Below are 14,573 nucleotides of genomic sequence, written 5' to 3' on the forward strand. Positions count from 1 at the left end.
GCGTTGCGGTACTTCGCGTTGAACGGGACCGACCACCGCAGCCACGCTGAGCAGGACGCTGCGATCGGTGACTACATCCGCTGGCGTAACCAGCATGCCGGACCTATCCGGGACTTCGCGGTCGGCTCGAAGATCCGGCGCCCGGATTACCTACCCAACGTTGCTTGACGCGGCACTAGGAGATGTAATGATGTACGTCGATATTGCTGGTGCAGTTCGCGCGGCGAAGCTGTTTGCCGAATTTAATTGGACTTGGACCATGTCAGATATTCCGAAGCTGTGTTCACTGGCTGGATGGTTGATTTCTGACGCAGATGAGGGTGGGGCAATTATAGCCACCGATCTAGATGTCAGGCGCCCCGAAGCCATCGCCTTCGAAGCGCAGCAGTCTTTTGCATACTGGGGTCGTCCTGAGCAGGAAGTGCAAGGCATCTCCGTGCGCGTTGGCGATCGACCAGCTGCCGAGGCTCCAAATGACCTTCTTACGCGGCAACACTACACGAGTCTGCACACCGAACTGTCTACTGCGTTGGGGGGCCTAGACGAGGGCCGTGCTGGCACGAACCCTCCGTTCACAATATGGCATGGTCGGAACGTTATTATCGAGCTCGCGATGGCTCCAGGACTGATAAAACTAGATGCCACCAATCCAACTTATCGCTGGATGGTTGATCAGGAATCAGATTCCGCAGACTGACCGTACCATTCAGCAAGAGGTGCATTCGTACCCGACCCCTCCTTCCGTGACCTCCTTCGAAAACAAAACTTACAGCTCGGCTGAGAAATATATTGAAACTTGGCGGAGGAAGGAATTGTGCGCGTTGGTATTGAAAGGTGCGGTACGAGCGATCCTTGCTATTGCTGGCTTCGACTGGAGTCGGACATCGGCCGAGGCTGCGAAATTCTGCGCAAGTGCAGGGTGGATGATTCCCGGAAGTGACGAAATCGGAGCGGCAATCGCCACTGACCTAGAGATGCACCGTCGGTACGGATGGATAGTCGACCGCGAGTCTGGATTCAACGGATAATCGCCGTGGGTCAACGCCCATTGAGTCGAACGTTCATGACTAAACCTAATGCTCGCCATCTGTCGGGGAACCGTGGCCGACCTGTGGAATCTGCCAAAAAGCGCAGCGCGTAGGCAGGCCAGCGCAGGTTTCCTCGAAGCTCGCGACATCGTGTCTATCCATTAGGAACATCGCCGACAACGAACGGTCCCTGCTACCGGCCGGTCGCCTTGGCTATGGTGCTGCGCGGCGGCTGGCGCCAGCGCATCCATCGCTAAGCGGCATTTTATTGTAACGACCATTCGCAGGTCTACTGCCGTAAAGCTCGACCGCTCGATACAGATCCTCGTATTAGTCAGGGGCTCTGCTCGACTGTTATGTCGACTTCTCGCGTCGCTGCGCGACGGTGCTGAGGAGATCCTTGCCTAACCATAGGCTCAGATTTCATCTTTATGAAATACATGGCCGCCTGCGTTGGTGCCGGTCCATGCGCAGACTGACGGTCAATTTACCGTGTAGGAAATAGAGAAACCTTCCCGCGGCATTCGAGTGTGCGGAAAATTGTTCTATTTCGGATATCGAATCAGGAAGTGAAATGTGGCGAAAAAGATAGTTCAAGAGGTTCGTCAACCTGGACATTCGAGCGGTCTATATGTTATTTATGAAGATGGCACAGCTCAAGATTTCCACGGTAGATTTATTAGGAATCCTAATCGCCCGGTCGCTGACGACTCGGTTGTAGACCCTGTGCACATCACCCAGTGGGATGATAGCGACGTCGCCCTATCGGTGGCAGGGCTCAACGAGCTGAAAAGAACTCGGCGTATTCGGAATTTGGCCATCGAGGGGCCGGCGGGTAGCCGCGACATTATGAAGCGCCGGAACGAGCTGGCAAGGAGGCTTGGCGCAAACATTGATGAGCTAGGCCGCACGAAGGTTTCGGGTCCCGATGGACGTAGCACGACCAAGCTCGAAAGGGAGTTACTTCGACTCGAAACCGAACTGGATGCGTCTGCGGCCGATGTTCGCAGATTAAGGCAGTTGTCGTCTCAGGCTAGTGATTCTATTTCTCGCGTTAATCGCTGGTCGGAAGAGATGGGAATGGTTTCCGCCCGCGATATATCAGAGGGTCGCGGTGAATCACTTTTACTGGGCGGTCGTGATGAAAGATTCAACGATCAGCCGATGCGCGGAGTCCCGTGGAAACCGACGGGTAGTGATGCTCTTGACCTAGTATCGGTCTCAGGCGATGGTAAGCGGCTGATCGTTTACGAGGCCAAAGGTGGCAGTTCGGCGCTGGGAACGCGATCCATCCCGGATCCGAATGATCCGACTAGGAAGATTCGGGTTCAGCAAGGCTCTCGACTATACCTTGAATACCAACTGAAGAACGATGTTCGGTTGCAGGAGAGGCTGAAAGATCCCAAATATGCGGAACTGGCCGCGTCGCTCGCCAATGGTACCGCTGAGATTGAGTACCATGTCGTTCACGCTAAAGCCTCGGGCACGGTTAGGACGCATAGATTTGATATCGGAGGTCCTACCGGGCTGACCGTTCCAGCGGAATCTACGCCGATGCACAAGAAGTCACCAGGAAAGAAGTCGCGTCTTCCGCGGAGTGCTCTTGCGCGCGCTGGCATGTTCGTGCCGCCAGCTGTCGCAACTGGCATCGGTGCATCCTTATCAGGCGCGCTGGGCGGCACGGTTGCATCTGCGGCGCCGGTGGACGGAATTTTGTCCGGTGCTCTCCGTGCAAATTCCTCAGCAAATATTGAATTCGCTGATGGAATGAACAAGTTGGATGCTTCGGGCGAAGCCGCTGTCGGTTTGCAAGACTCCGAGCTGCTTGCGGGGGCTGGCTCGCCGATCGAGCGATTCGCATCGCTTCTCGAGCCCTACTCATCGATATTCGAGGCTGCTGCTGTCGCTATCCAGATCTGGGCCATCGGCCAGCTTGCGCTCAACTTGCTACTTTCGGGAAACCCGCTGGGTGCACTGGTTACAGCGATTGGGTTGGCCGTCACCGGCGTGATTCTGATCGTCGAGAACTGGGATCTGATAAAGAAGGCATTGAGCGACTTCTATCAACTCATACTGATTCCCGCGGGGAAATGGATTTCGGAGAAATTCGCGGACCTTATAGCGCCGATGTTCGAAATGTGCGCGAATGGTATCGGGGCATTCCTTGATGGAATATCAAAATCGCTGTCAGGTTTGATCGACAGTATTGAGGATATGATCAAGGGTTTCCTTCGGAGAGTCGCCGATTTTGTCGATAATTTCCCGTTCTTCGGAGATGGTGTCGCTGATCAAATTCGTCGATTCACCGACCCGGAGCGTCGGGCGGATGGCGGGTTGTTGCTGGGCCCTGGCGTGGGTCGTAGCGAACTCTCCCTGAGCAGTTCGGAACTGGCGGGCAGACATCCGGTGATCGGTGATAATCCCCCCACCGCCCCGCGGTTCGCCGATGGTGGTGCAGTCGGAGTGTCATCGTTGCGGCAGGCTGTCGAGCTAGCGGCTGGCGGACCAGTTTCTTGGGGCGGGACGTACGAGCCGACCCGACCGGGCTCGCAGTTCGGTGTCGAGTCCGGGACAGCGAACGCATCTGGCGGTCGAGGCTCACGCAGTCGTCGATCCGCCGGCACCAGGAACTCATTCGCCTATCCAGCTGTCACCGAGCCGTGGATGTCGGTAGGAAGTTCAGGCGGATCGACCGTAGCGACAAGGCTTGGTCGGTTCGCTGCGGGTGGTTTCGTTGGTCTCGATCGTACTGCCGCTGAGGGTCATTCGAGCGGCGTGTCCGGCAGTCATGTGCGGCCGATGTTCGTGACCGACAACTTGCTCGCTACCGGCGGATATGCGGGCAACGCCGGCGGGTCAGTTTCCGGATTCGCCGATACCAACCCATCGATGCTCGAGCTGATCAGTCAAGACGCGGGAGTTGTATCGAATCTTGTTGGGCAGCAATCAAATCCTACGTCCGCACTCGAGGGTTCCGGTCGGCGTCGGCGCCGGTCCACCGATCGCTCGCTGGCGATTCATATCTCTTCGCCGGATGTGGATGGCGAATTCCTCAAGGACCAAGCCGACTCCGCGCGCGGGGCATTGACCTACGCCGGTCGGTGGTAATGGCATCGAACGTTAGAACTGAGGTGAATCTGTAATGGCACAAGCCGCGACTATTGAAGTCGAGGGCGTCGATGGCTCGCTATGGACGCTGGCCGGCCCCGGTCAGGGACGCGAGGGCGTCGAGCTCGGCACCACCCCGACTGGGCTCTACGACGCACCTGTCACCACGATTTGGAACTCCACGGCGTTCCAGATCGGCGCGACCTACGGTGGCGCGAACTGGCAGAAGCGAGATGTCGTCTTCGGAGTGAACGTCTCCGCGACCGACTCGTCGAATTGGGAGTCGGTGGACTCGGCCTGGCGGAAAGCCTGGGCGTACGACCGTGATTCCAAGCTGATCATCACGACCGAGTACGGTGCGCGCACGCTGCACCTGCGGATGTCTCAGCAGCCGGAGTTCAAGCCGCTGCGCGACCCACATCTCAAGCACTGGGCGCAGGTCACCATGACTTGCACGGCGGGTATTCCGTGGTGGGTTGAAGAAGACACGACAGCGACCGCGGTCTCGACCGTCGACACCCGAGGTGAGGGTGCGTCGGAAACGTTGTGGTTGCCGATCTCCAATCCCACCGATCAGCCGATGTGGCTGCAGTGGGTCGGTAGCGCGCCAGCACAGTGGACACTGCCTGATTTCTCCTGGCGGGAGGACTCTTTCGCCGCGAGGGTTATTACCTTGCCGTCGCTTGTCGCGGGCCAGGACATCACGGTGGACACAGACCCGATCGAAGAGATGATCGTCGCCGCGGACAACAGTTCGGTCTGGGCGCGCATGAACGGTCGGATGTTCCTGCATTCGGTTCCACCGTGGACTCCTGAGACGTTGCTGCCGGTCACCGTGCGCGGTGCGGCACCGGGTGCACAGATTCAGGTCAGGTGCCCTCGTAACTGGTCGCGGCCTTGGGGGCTGCAGTGACCGACATCGAAGCTATCCACCGTGCGGGCCGGGCAGTTCGGGATACGCGCAGGACCCTGCGCCTGGAGCCGCCGTTGATCAGGCTGTGGGACGGCGACTGGAATCTGCGTGGCATCTGTCGATCGGAGGTGTCGGCCGACTTCAAGTGGCTACTCAACGAATCCGGCACCGGTCAACTGGTATTGCCGGCAGAGCACTACCTGGCCAAATGGGTCATGGATGCGCGCGGCCGGACCACGCAGAACGTGCACATCACCGTGGACAAGGACGGCGCGCGTTGGAGCGGGCGTATGAAGACGGCGACCCTGCAGAAGACCGCGGCCGGACTGAAGACCGTGGTCATTCAGTTCATGCACGACTACGAGGAACTGAAGTACATCCAGGTGTGGAGTAATCCGCTGCTGCCTGCGATTTTTCAGTTCCCGAAGGTCTTCATGCTGGCCGGACCATCGGCATGGTGTTTGAAGCTGTCGCTGTTCCTCAACATCCTCCGCAAAGAGGCAAGTCTGTGGGCGCTACCGGATGATCCACTCGATCCGTCGGAGTGGTTCAACCTCGATCAATCGACATGGTCGATGGTGGTGGCACCCAACGACTTCTTCTCCGATTCGTCTATCTGGACGATCATTTCGTCCAGGTGGAAGACCTGGCACGACATGGCGTCGACGACTCTCGACGACGCGCACCTGATGGTCACCTGCCGGCGCTACCTCGAAGGCGATCCGCCGCCGTGGCCGGGAGCAGTCCTGCGGCACGGGTGTCTGGTGTTCGACATCGTTGACAAGTCCGGGTACTACTCCGGCACCTCCGAGGGCGGCTCGGTGCTCGACGGCCTGGTGCACACGGTGCAGGAATTCGTCAACGACATGGCCGAGCAGCAACCCAATATCCTGCCTGATCCGAACGCGCCAGAGGAGTACAAGCGCCACGATTGGCTCGGTACGTTGCCGTCGAATCCGTGGGTTGTGTACCGGGAGAACGAGTACACCGGAATCGAGACATCGGAGTTCACGATCTCGCCGGCCACTGCTGTGCAGATCAACTGCGGCGGCAACAGCATGCCGGGTGTGAACGAGGCGATCTCGGCGATGGTGCAGATGGTCGGGAACCTGACATCGACTGTGACAGTGAGCATTCCGATCATCGGTGGCGCCGGCGTAAGTCTGCCTCCGATGGGCGGCCCTCTGGATACTTTCCTCAAGCCGCTTTACAGCGACACGATCCTTGCCTGGATGTCGTTCAAGTCGCCGTTGAGGCCGCCCCGAATGGGGTGGTCACACTACTTCGAGCACTTCGAGTCCGGCGCTGACAAGGCGTACACGCTGTCGTCATTGCTGGCGATTCGCGCCGGGCTTTGGGCAACCCGGTCATTCACCGCACACAAGATCACAGTGTCCGACGGCGCTCCCTATCTGATCGGGGAGAGCGGTCGTGGGCACTTCTTCCTCGGCGACCGCATCGGCGCGACCGTCGAGGGGATGCCGGTAGGCGAGATCTTCGTCGAGCAGGTGACCGCATTGGACCTGACTTGGTCCCGAGGGGTCACTCCGTCATGGCGCATCACCGTCGGCTCGGACAAGGCGCTGGAGGATCCGGCGGTCAAGGCCCTGCGCCACGTTCAAACCATCATGGGCGACTTGCAGATGCTCGGCGTCATGTAGTTCGTTATCGAGATCCGGAGAAAAACATGGCACTTCCCGCGCAGGAAGACTGCAATCAAGACGATCCCGAGGACGCTTTCGTATGGGCGTTCGTCGGTCTGCCCGGTCCCCGCAACGGTCCGATGCTGGTTCCGCAGCAGGTCCTGGGAAAGTGGTCAAAACACTTGTGGGACTTGGGATTCCGGCACCACCCAGCAGAGCAGCAGCTCGAGTACCATCCGGCGACGCCAGGTACTGAACATTGGATTTCCCAGGCGGGGAACTGGGTTCCGATCGGCACGCCGCGTCCGCCGGAGATCGCTGTGGGTTCGGTAGCCGATCTCAGTATCGACGAGCGACGCGAACTGGTTCGGCAGCTACAGCAGTCCGGTGAGTTGGCGCACCTGGTTGATGCGCGTTCGCTGGAACCCGATGTGGCTCGAGACGGCACGTTTGATGGGCCGATGCCGTGACGAGTCCTGATCGGGCGATCCCGCCGGGTGGATTGACCGGGCCAGGGGGTAAAACAGTTGGCACTATTTCCCAGGTCACCCAGGATTCGATGAAGTCAGTAGTGGCCGGCGACATCGTCAAATCCTTCAGTGGCGTCTCCGTCAATCTGGGTGCTGCTGTCGACGCCGGTGTAAAACGGTTCGCTGCTGACCTGTGTGATGCGGTGACCGGTGCGACCGGTGGGCTGATCAACCTCGGCGGTTGGGCGCGGGATCTGCGCGCGGAAGCCGATCAGGCACTGCGGGATTCGACCCAGGCGCAACAGACCGCCCAGGGCGCGCAGGTGACCGCAGACGGTCAGACCACGATCATCAAAGCGACGAACTCGCGTGTGCAGGTCGTGATCGATGGGCTTCCGGTCAAGCCCTACTGGGAAACGATGAACCTCACCGAAGAGACTTCGTTTCCGCGCAATTTCCTGCAGCGCGCGGCGTGGGAACTTTCGGCGAGCGGCGGTGGCGTGGGCGCCAACTACGTGCCCAGTTACACGCCGGCGGCGAACTCGTTGGAGGGAGCGTTCATTCGCTGCCTGTACAGCGGCGGGCGGAAGGTGGTCAGCTACATTCCGGACGCTGTTTCCTCCCCGTGCGAGCTGTATGTCGTCGTCGGTCGGATGCTGGACAACGGTGACATCAAGATCGAGTGGGTGTCGCCGAACCAGACGCCTCTCATCACCGGCGCTCGCGGAGAGCAGTCTGTCGAGATGCCGACCGACCTGATGTTCGAGCAGGGTGAGACGACATTCGTCGGAATTCATCAGCGCGGCGGCGGAAATCGCAGGCCGCTGCTCGGGATCGAGGCGGTCGACATCCCGCGGCCGGCCACGGTGTGGCCGCCCCAGGTGAACGCGCAGTTCGGCACCTCGTCGCTGCTGTCGGCGGGAGTTACCCTCGCCGCGGGAACGCTATCGTTCGCGTCTCGGCGGACGCCCTACATCTCGATCGGAAAGTCCTCTGTCACAGGCGATCCGATCAAGTTGTCGTTCTTCGAGGACTTCGAAAACGGGATGCCGACCGCGCTGGTTCGGATGTCGGCGCGGATTGCCACCACCGCCGACGGCATCTTTCAGGTCGATGGCCTGGACGACGGTCTGCGTCGGTATCTCTACGGGCAAAGACTCAACTATGACGACCAGATGGTGACCGGGCGAATTCGATACCCTTCGGATTTCAGTGGTCGACTATTCCTGCGTTCCGATGCTGCCAACAGCAGCTATATGTCCTTGTCGGTGACCAGTTCGGCGCTCGTGATCGGTCGGTGGACCAACGGCTCCAACAACACGACACTGGCGGCGCTGTCGCACTCGGTCGGCGACAACGCCGAACTTCGCTTCAAAGCGGTCGGCAATGTCTACACCGCCGAACGCAAGATCGGCGGGGTGTGGACCGCGGTGCTGGTACATACCGATACGGCGAACACGCTGCCGTCGGGACCCGCTTACCGCTATACCGGCCTCGGCACCGAGCGGCAGTCGTGGACAGACGGCGGTGGCTGGGGCGACTGGCAGGCGGAGGACTTGTGACCAGCCCCGACAACAGGTTCCCGGACGGCGCGTATTCCGGAGCCGCGGGTTCGCGCAGCATCGCCAGGCTCGGCGGGCAGACGCAGCAGTCGATGCAGACAGCGATGCGCGCACAGGTGATGCGCGCTTACGCCGATATTCCGTACAACTTCGCCAAGGCGGTACAGGCGGGGTTGCACGAGCTGGCAGCCGCACTCTGTGACGCGATCACCGGCTTCACCGGCGGGCTGATCAACCTCGGCGATTGGGCCCGCGCGTCCCGCGCGCGGGCTCAGGAGGCTAGGGAGCAGGCGACTACCGCGCGTGATTCGGCAGATGTTGCCGAGGAAGCTGTGGTTCAGACCGGCGAAGTAGTCCAGGCGACGAATTCGCAGGTTCAGGTGATCATCGACGGCCTGCCGGTGAAGCCGTATTGGGACTCGATGAACCTCACCGAGGAAGCGTCGTTTCCGCGTTGCATGCTGCACAGACGGGTGTGGGATCACGCCGATGTCGCCAAACCCGGATACGTCCCGTACAGCTACACATACGTCGCCTACTACGACGTCAATGGCTACCCGGTCTATGCCGATCACACGGTATGGGCCCGCTACGAGCCGTCCTACACGCCGCCGACCAACGCCCTCGACGGTGCGTTCATCCGGTGCCGGTACAGCGGCGGTCGCAAGGTCGTCACGTTCATCGTGGACGAGGTGAGCAATCCGTGTGAGCTGTATGTGGTGGTCGGCCGGATGGTGCCGAACGGGGACATCCGGATCGAATGGGTTTCGCCGAATCAGACGCCGAGCATTGCCAACTCACGGTTCGAGCGTTCTGTCGAACTGCCGAACGAGGTGGTTTTCGACGTGGGTGAGACCGCCTTCATCGGAATTCACCAACGGGGAGGCGGTAATCCGCGCCCCCTGCTCGGCACCAATTCCACTGACCTGCCGCGTGCACCCAGTGCCTGGCCGCCCCGGCCGAGTGCTCGGTTCGCGACGTCGGCAGCGCTGGTGGCCGGCTCGACGTTGGCGGCGGGGTCGATGAGCTTCAATTCGAACTCGGTGCCGTACGTAGCGCTGAGCAAGAGTCTGATAGCCGGACCGCCGTCGAAGCTGGTCTATTACGAGAACTTCGACTCGGGTTCGCTACCAGTGGCTTTGGGACGGGTATCGAGTCTGCCGGCGACCGTATCCGGCGGGGTATTCGTGGTGTCCGGTGGTTCCGACGGCATCCGCCGTTACCTCTACGGCCAGACACTCAATTACGACGACGTGATGGTGACCGGCCGGATTATCAGTCCTTCGGTACGTCATGCCTGGCTGATGCTGCGATCGACGCCGGACAACAAGCGCTTCGTATCGCTGAATGTCACCCAGTCCATCATCTCGATCTGCAAATACGACAACGGCGTCTGGACGGCACTGTCCAGCGTCGAGATCGCGATCGTGAGCGGTGACGTGGTGCGACTTCGTGCCACGAACAACCTGTTCACCGCGCAACGGAAAACCGCTTCGGGGTGGGACGACGTGCTCACCTACACCGACACCACGGGCACCCTCCCCACCGGCCCCGGCACTCGCTACACGGGCCTCGGCAACGAACGCGCCGACTGGGTGAACGGCGGCGGCTGGGACTACTGGAAAGCAGAGGATCTATGACATCCACCGTGACGGTCGACGGCCAGGAACTGGCTCTCACCGTGGAGAACAACATGCTCGTCGTGTCGATCGTCGCCGACGGCATCGCGAGCAGGCGCGGCAGCATCTTCATCGGCGCGCTGGAGCCCGAGGCCGGTCCGGTCTATATCGAACCGGATCCCGTTGCACCACAACCGGAACCATCGTCCTGAATGGAAACCCATGTCTGAACAGAAGCAATTCGGCTACGACCCGACGAACCTCACCCTCGTGCTCTCCAAGGGTGCGGACTTCGTGCACACCGTGGCGCTGGAACCAGGCGCGGTCTTCCCGGCCGATACCAAAGTCCGGATCGTGCTGGTGAATGCCTCGGAAACAATCCTCGACACCTGGCAGGCGGTGGTCAGTGCGAGTCAGGCGAAGTTCGTCGTCGGTTCCGAGCTGGCCGACGCCATCGCCGCGGGCGCGAAATACCGCCTGTACGTGTCGTATCCGACCACGCCTACCACTGAATATCTCTGGTTCTACGGAGCCGTTCGCCGCAAGCAGTAATCGACTCACCTTTCACCATCTCTCCAGGAGGAATCCCCATGGCTATCGCCGTTGCTACCACTCGCCAGGCTCTCGCGGACGCTTACAAGAACGTCGCGGGATCGAACACCGTCTTCATCAGCGTGCACTTCGCCGACCCCGGCACCACCGGCGCGAACGAGGCGTCCCTTGGTTCGCCCGCCTACGCCCGCAAGCAGTCGACCTGGACTTCCGGAACCGGTGGTGTGGTCACTGGTTCGCAGGTCACCATCGATCTGCCCGCGGGCTCCTACACCTACGTCGGCCTGTGGAAGACCCTCGCCGGCGGCGCCGCGGACTTCATCGACAAGGTCGCGATCAGCGCGACCACCCTGGGCGCCCAGGGCCAGCTGCTGATCACCCCCACTTTCACCCAGAGCTGACGGAGGGCGCCGCATGGCTACGCAACAATCGACGGTGCGGGCCACATTGCCGGCGCCGTCCACAGCTGCGGCGAAACCGCCGGACGCTTCGGTTACTACCTCGAGGTCGCCAGTGGTACCGGTGGTCGTTCTGCGCGCGGATGTGCCGATCATCAAGCCGTACACCGTCGCCGGAAACACCGGACACGGAGCCGTCACAGCGCGACTGGACAAGGTGCGAGCGCAGATTTCTGCGCAGCCGACCGCCAACGGCCAGGCCACCGCGGCAACCTCTCCGCGTGCCGGGGCGTTCACCGCCGCGGGCGCGTTGGGGCGGCTGGTCGCGAAGGTCGTGGTCAAGTCGGGGAAGGTGCTGCTCGACGCGGGCCTCACCGCGATCGGCGACTCGACTGCCGCGCTGAACACCCACCTGCCACGGGCCTTCGTTTCCGAAGGAACCGCGAGCGCCGACCTGGTTGCCATCAGCAGCGCTGAAGCGCTGTTCGGTGGCGAAGGGAGGTTCTCCGGCCTGAAACCGATGGATCTCTCCTTCGCCGGGAACGGAAGCCTCACGGCAGACGCTTCGGCGGTCGGCCCGGTTGTCGCCTTCGGCGGCGGGGCGGGCGAGGGCACGCTCTCGGTGCGAACCGGACAACCGGTCGCGCTCGGCGGTGGGGGCTTGCTCGCAGTGGCGCAGGGTGCGCCTGCGAACATTGCCGGCTCCGGCGGGCTCGTCGCGGTGAGTAGTGCCAAGGCTGGTGTCGACATGGCACAGGTCGGCATCGGGCAACTGTCGACGGTCACGGTTGCGAGCTTCGCTCCCTCCGGGATGATCAAGTCCCCGGCGTGGGCGCAGCTCACCGACGCGTGGTCCAACGTGACCGGTTGGACCGCCAATACCGGTACCTATCCCGGGTCGACGGTCAACACGGATGGAATCGTTGCTCAACAGTCGAAAGCCGCTGCGACACTCGCCGCGTCGATCGTCTTCACCGCTGCTGCCGCGGTCAACGTCAATGTCACGTTGCGGCTGACGGTCAACGGGGTAGTTGTCGCGACGGGGACGGCCACGCAAGTGCCTGCCAGTGCGTCGGCGACGGTGAACGTCTCGGTGGTCCGCGCTGTTGCGGCCAACGATGTCGTCCGGGTGCAGGCGATGAGCAGTCAGTTCTTGGCCATGTACAACCCGACAGCGCAGGCGAATCCGGCGTCGTACGTACGCATCACCTAACCGATCAACGGATCGCGGGCATGCGGGCTTTCGGCTGTAGTCATGCCGAAAGCCCGTATGTGCGAACCTGATTCGAACTCCGCAAAGGATTCAGCCATGCTCGACGATGACATCGTCAATGTAAAGAACTACGGCGCTGTCGGCGACGGCATCCACGACGACACCGCTGCGGTGAAGTCCGCGATGGCCGCAGTCCTCGCATCGGCCACCAACACCATCACCACCAACCGCGTCCTCACCAAGTCGCTGTACTTCCCGCCCGGCACGTATGTGCTGACTGAGCCCGACGCGCTGCTCGGCACGCCGGCGCTTGCCGCGGGCGCGCAATGGGGCAGCAACCTTGTCCACGGGTTGGAAATCTTCGGTGCGGGTGAGCGTTCGTCGCTCATCGTGTTCTCCTCCGACGCCACCGCTTCGACCGACCCACGGGCCAACAACTTGATCACGGCGGCAAACCGGCTGCGGTCGGCGAAGATTCACGATCTCGGGTTCCATTCGACCAACCCGAATCAGTCGCTGGCGTACCTGTGGTGCAGCGCCGCCAACGATGGCACCTACCCCGCCTATGGTTCGGGCGCGCAGAATCGCATCGAGTGGCGCAATTTGCGCATCACGGGGAACTGGTTGCGCGGGTGGGGTTTCGACGGCGATACCAATGCCAATCTGAACTCCGAGCAGCTGTTCGATTGGGTCTACGTCGAGGGTGTCAACTGGGGCGACGCCGGAGTCCGCTCCGGGTTTGCCCCCTACCCGGCGCAGCAGGCACAGTTCCTCAACTATGCCTTCCGTGACTGCGAGTTCGAGTGGAACTCCGGCACGATGCTCGACTTCGCCATGGGCGGCAGCATCAACATTCACGGCGGTTCGTGGATCCTGTGTGACACTACCCAGACCACGACCTCGACCATGATCAAGCTGGGCAAGAACAACATCGCCGACGGCTCATGGCGCTTCCTCGCACAGGGAGTGCGCTTCGAAGTCCGCTCCCAGCATCACCGAGTCATCGATTGCGGTTGGGTCACCGGCAACGTGACGTTCGAAAGCTGCAGCGACACGGCGCTGGCCTACCAGGTGGTCAGCAACAAAAACACGGCGAACTCCTTCCCCGCGTTCGGCAATGCCTCGCCGCGCACGCACTCCTACGACTGGACCACCTGGGGCACCGGCCCGATCGTCCGCTACCTCGACTGCCAGCTGATGGGATACCACCAGGTGACCACCAACGCGGCGATGGGCCCCGTCGGCAAGATCATCTACGACGGCTGCTCGCTGGCCACCGAGCCACAGGCCACCTTCCTCCGGTCCACGCAGGCCACCGCGCCGAGCCTGTTCCAGAACAACGGACTCGTCGCGGCTACGTGAGGCCGCAGTACTGAGTTCCACATCCATCCACAAGCCCGGCCACTCGGCCCGGGCTTTTTTCATGCCCAAGCTCGGGAGGCTTCACCACATGTCCGGCAAGGAAATCATCGGCTCGGTCGACTTCGGCACCAACGAAACGTCGCCTCCGGAATACGTCCAGACCGAGTCCGGACAGCTGGTCACTCCCGAGTTTCTGGCCTTCATCCAGCAGGCCATGTCCGGCAAGCTCGCCGAACCCGACCATGACGACGAACTAGACCCGCAGGTTCGCGCACTGGCAGAAGAACTTTCGGTCATCCACCTGCCCGAGTGGACCAGCCCGGTCGGTCGCAAGCTGGCCGAACCGACGATCACCTCGATCAAGCAGGCGACCCGCGTTGCCGACTACCTCATCAAGCGAGGTGTGCGTGTGCACCCCGAACTCGAGGAGATCCGGTGGGTCCCGACGCCCGCCGGCGCGCCGGGTGCTTTCGATACCGGTGCTCACATCACCCCTGACGCCGAAGGCAATTGGCCTACGCCTGATGCGGAGGAGTTCTACGACTTCGACGAGATCTCGGTGAAGCAGGTCGAGGGGAGTGCGTGGTATGCGACGCATCCTCGTGGGGTTGCTTGTGAGGGGAAGACGAAGTCGGAGGCGTATGCGGCGATGGTCGCTGAGCTGCGGCGTCGGATCGATGAGGCGGAGCCTTCCCGGTGAATGGG

General features: G+C 61.5%; 13 protein-coding genes. All 13 read left to right on the forward strand.

The genetic code is table 11. The features are described 5' to 3' along the window. Nucleotides 1-187: 187 nt before the first annotated feature. The 13 genes from ACFWU5_RS26130 (at nt 188) to ACFWU5_RS26190 (ending at nt 14,568) form a co-directional block, all read left to right on the forward strand. Nucleotides 188-697: a DUF6301 family protein gene (locus tag ACFWU5_RS26130; RefSeq protein ID WP_379247490.1), complete on the forward strand. Its 510-nt coding sequence runs from the start codon at nt 188-190 to the stop codon at nt 695-697. Between the two features lie 907 nt (nt 698-1,604). Then, on the forward strand, nt 1,605-4,136 hold the full coding sequence (locus tag ACFWU5_RS26135) for a hypothetical protein (protein WP_379247492.1): 2,532 nt from the start codon (nt 1,605-1,607) through the stop codon (nt 4,134-4,136). A gap of 34 nt (nt 4,137-4,170) precedes the next feature. Further along, complete coding sequence (locus ACFWU5_RS26140; protein WP_379269426.1) at nt 4,171-5,049, forward strand: phage tail protein; 879 nt, start codon at nt 4,171-4,173, stop codon at nt 5,047-5,049. Beyond that, the gene (locus tag ACFWU5_RS26145) at nt 5,046-6,710 is read left to right on the forward strand and encodes a phage tail protein (protein WP_379247496.1); all 1,665 of its coding nucleotides are present in this window, start codon (nt 5,046-5,048) and stop codon (nt 6,708-6,710) included. The genes ACFWU5_RS26140 and ACFWU5_RS26145 overlap by 4 nt, the downstream gene beginning before the upstream one ends. 26 nt (nt 6,711-6,736) lie before the next feature. Continuing rightward, nucleotides 6,737-7,162 carry a DUF2744 domain-containing protein gene (locus ACFWU5_RS26150; RefSeq protein ID WP_379247498.1) on the forward strand — a complete coding sequence of 142 codons (426 nt, stop codon included), beginning with the start codon at nt 6,737-6,739 and terminating at the stop codon, nt 7,160-7,162. Nucleotides 7,163-7,251: 89 nt separating this feature from the next. Then, nucleotides 7,252-8,724, forward strand: a complete 1,473-nt coding sequence (locus ACFWU5_RS26155; RefSeq protein WP_379269428.1) for a hypothetical protein — start codon at nt 7,252-7,254, stop codon at nt 8,722-8,724. Further along, on the forward strand, nt 8,721-10,364 hold the full coding sequence (locus ACFWU5_RS26160) for a hypothetical protein (protein WP_379269429.1): 1,644 nt from the start codon (nt 8,721-8,723) through the stop codon (nt 10,362-10,364). Before ACFWU5_RS26155 ends, ACFWU5_RS26160 begins: the two co-directional genes overlap by 4 nt. After that, nucleotides 10,361-10,555 carry a hypothetical protein gene (locus tag ACFWU5_RS26165; RefSeq protein ID WP_379269431.1) on the forward strand — a complete coding sequence of 65 codons (195 nt, stop codon included), beginning with the start codon at nt 10,361-10,363 and terminating at the stop codon, nt 10,553-10,555. The genes ACFWU5_RS26160 and ACFWU5_RS26165 overlap by 4 nt, the downstream gene beginning before the upstream one ends. 10 nt (nt 10,556-10,565) lie before the next feature. Next, nucleotides 10,566-10,895, forward strand: coding sequence for a hypothetical protein (locus tag ACFWU5_RS26170; RefSeq protein ID WP_379247312.1), 330 nt, complete (start codon nt 10,566-10,568; stop codon nt 10,893-10,895). 38 nt (nt 10,896-10,933) lie between these two features. Further along, nucleotides 10,934-11,296 (forward strand): hypothetical protein, encoded by a 363-nt coding sequence (locus ACFWU5_RS26175; protein ID WP_379269433.1) that lies wholly within the window; start codon nt 10,934-10,936, stop codon nt 11,294-11,296. 121 nt (nt 11,297-11,417) lie between these two features. Beyond that, entirely contained in the window at nt 11,418-12,506 is a 1,089-nt protein-coding gene (locus ACFWU5_RS26180) for a hypothetical protein (protein WP_379269435.1), read from the forward strand. Nucleotides 12,507-12,602: 96 nt separating this feature from the next. After that, nucleotides 12,603-13,868, forward strand: a complete 1,266-nt coding sequence (locus ACFWU5_RS26185) for a glycosyl hydrolase family 28-related protein (protein WP_379269436.1) — start codon at nt 12,603-12,605, stop codon at nt 13,866-13,868. Between the two features lie 88 nt (nt 13,869-13,956). Further along, the gene (locus ACFWU5_RS26190) at nt 13,957-14,568 is read left to right on the forward strand and encodes a hypothetical protein (protein ID WP_379247320.1); all 612 of its coding nucleotides are present in this window, start codon (nt 13,957-13,959) and stop codon (nt 14,566-14,568) included. The last annotated feature ends 5 nt before the right edge of the window (nt 14,569-14,573 follow it).

This window comes from Nocardia sp. NPDC058640 (assembly GCF_042716995.1).
Lineage (GTDB): Bacteria > Actinomycetota > Actinomycetes > Mycobacteriales > Mycobacteriaceae > Nocardia.

What these genes read in the sequence shown, in the direction of transcription:
- ACFWU5_RS26190 (WP_379247320.1), top strand. Translation starts at nt 13,957, where the DNA reads ATGTCCGGCAAGGAAATCATCGGCTCGGTCGACTTCGGCACCAACGAA.
- ACFWU5_RS26155 (WP_379269428.1), top strand. Translation starts at nt 7,252, where the DNA reads ATGAAGTCAGTAGTGGCCGGCGACATCGTCAAATCCTTCAGTGGCGTC.
- ACFWU5_RS26130 (WP_379247490.1), top strand. Translation starts at nt 188, where the DNA reads ATGATGTACGTCGATATTGCTGGTGCAGTTCGCGCGGCGAAGCTGTTT.
- ACFWU5_RS26175 (WP_379269433.1), top strand. Translation starts at nt 10,934, where the DNA reads ATGGCTATCGCCGTTGCTACCACTCGCCAGGCTCTCGCGGACGCTTAC.
- ACFWU5_RS26165 (WP_379269431.1), top strand. Translation starts at nt 10,361, where the DNA reads ATGACATCCACCGTGACGGTCGACGGCCAGGAACTGGCTCTCACCGTG.
- ACFWU5_RS26185 (WP_379269436.1), top strand. Translation starts at nt 12,603, where the DNA reads ATGCTCGACGATGACATCGTCAATGTAAAGAACTACGGCGCTGTCGGC.
- ACFWU5_RS26170 (WP_379247312.1), top strand. Translation starts at nt 10,566, where the DNA reads ATGTCTGAACAGAAGCAATTCGGCTACGACCCGACGAACCTCACCCTC.
- ACFWU5_RS26140 (WP_379269426.1), top strand. Translation starts at nt 4,171, where the DNA reads ATGGCACAAGCCGCGACTATTGAAGTCGAGGGCGTCGATGGCTCGCTA.
- ACFWU5_RS26150 (WP_379247498.1), top strand. Translation starts at nt 6,737, where the DNA reads ATGGCACTTCCCGCGCAGGAAGACTGCAATCAAGACGATCCCGAGGAC.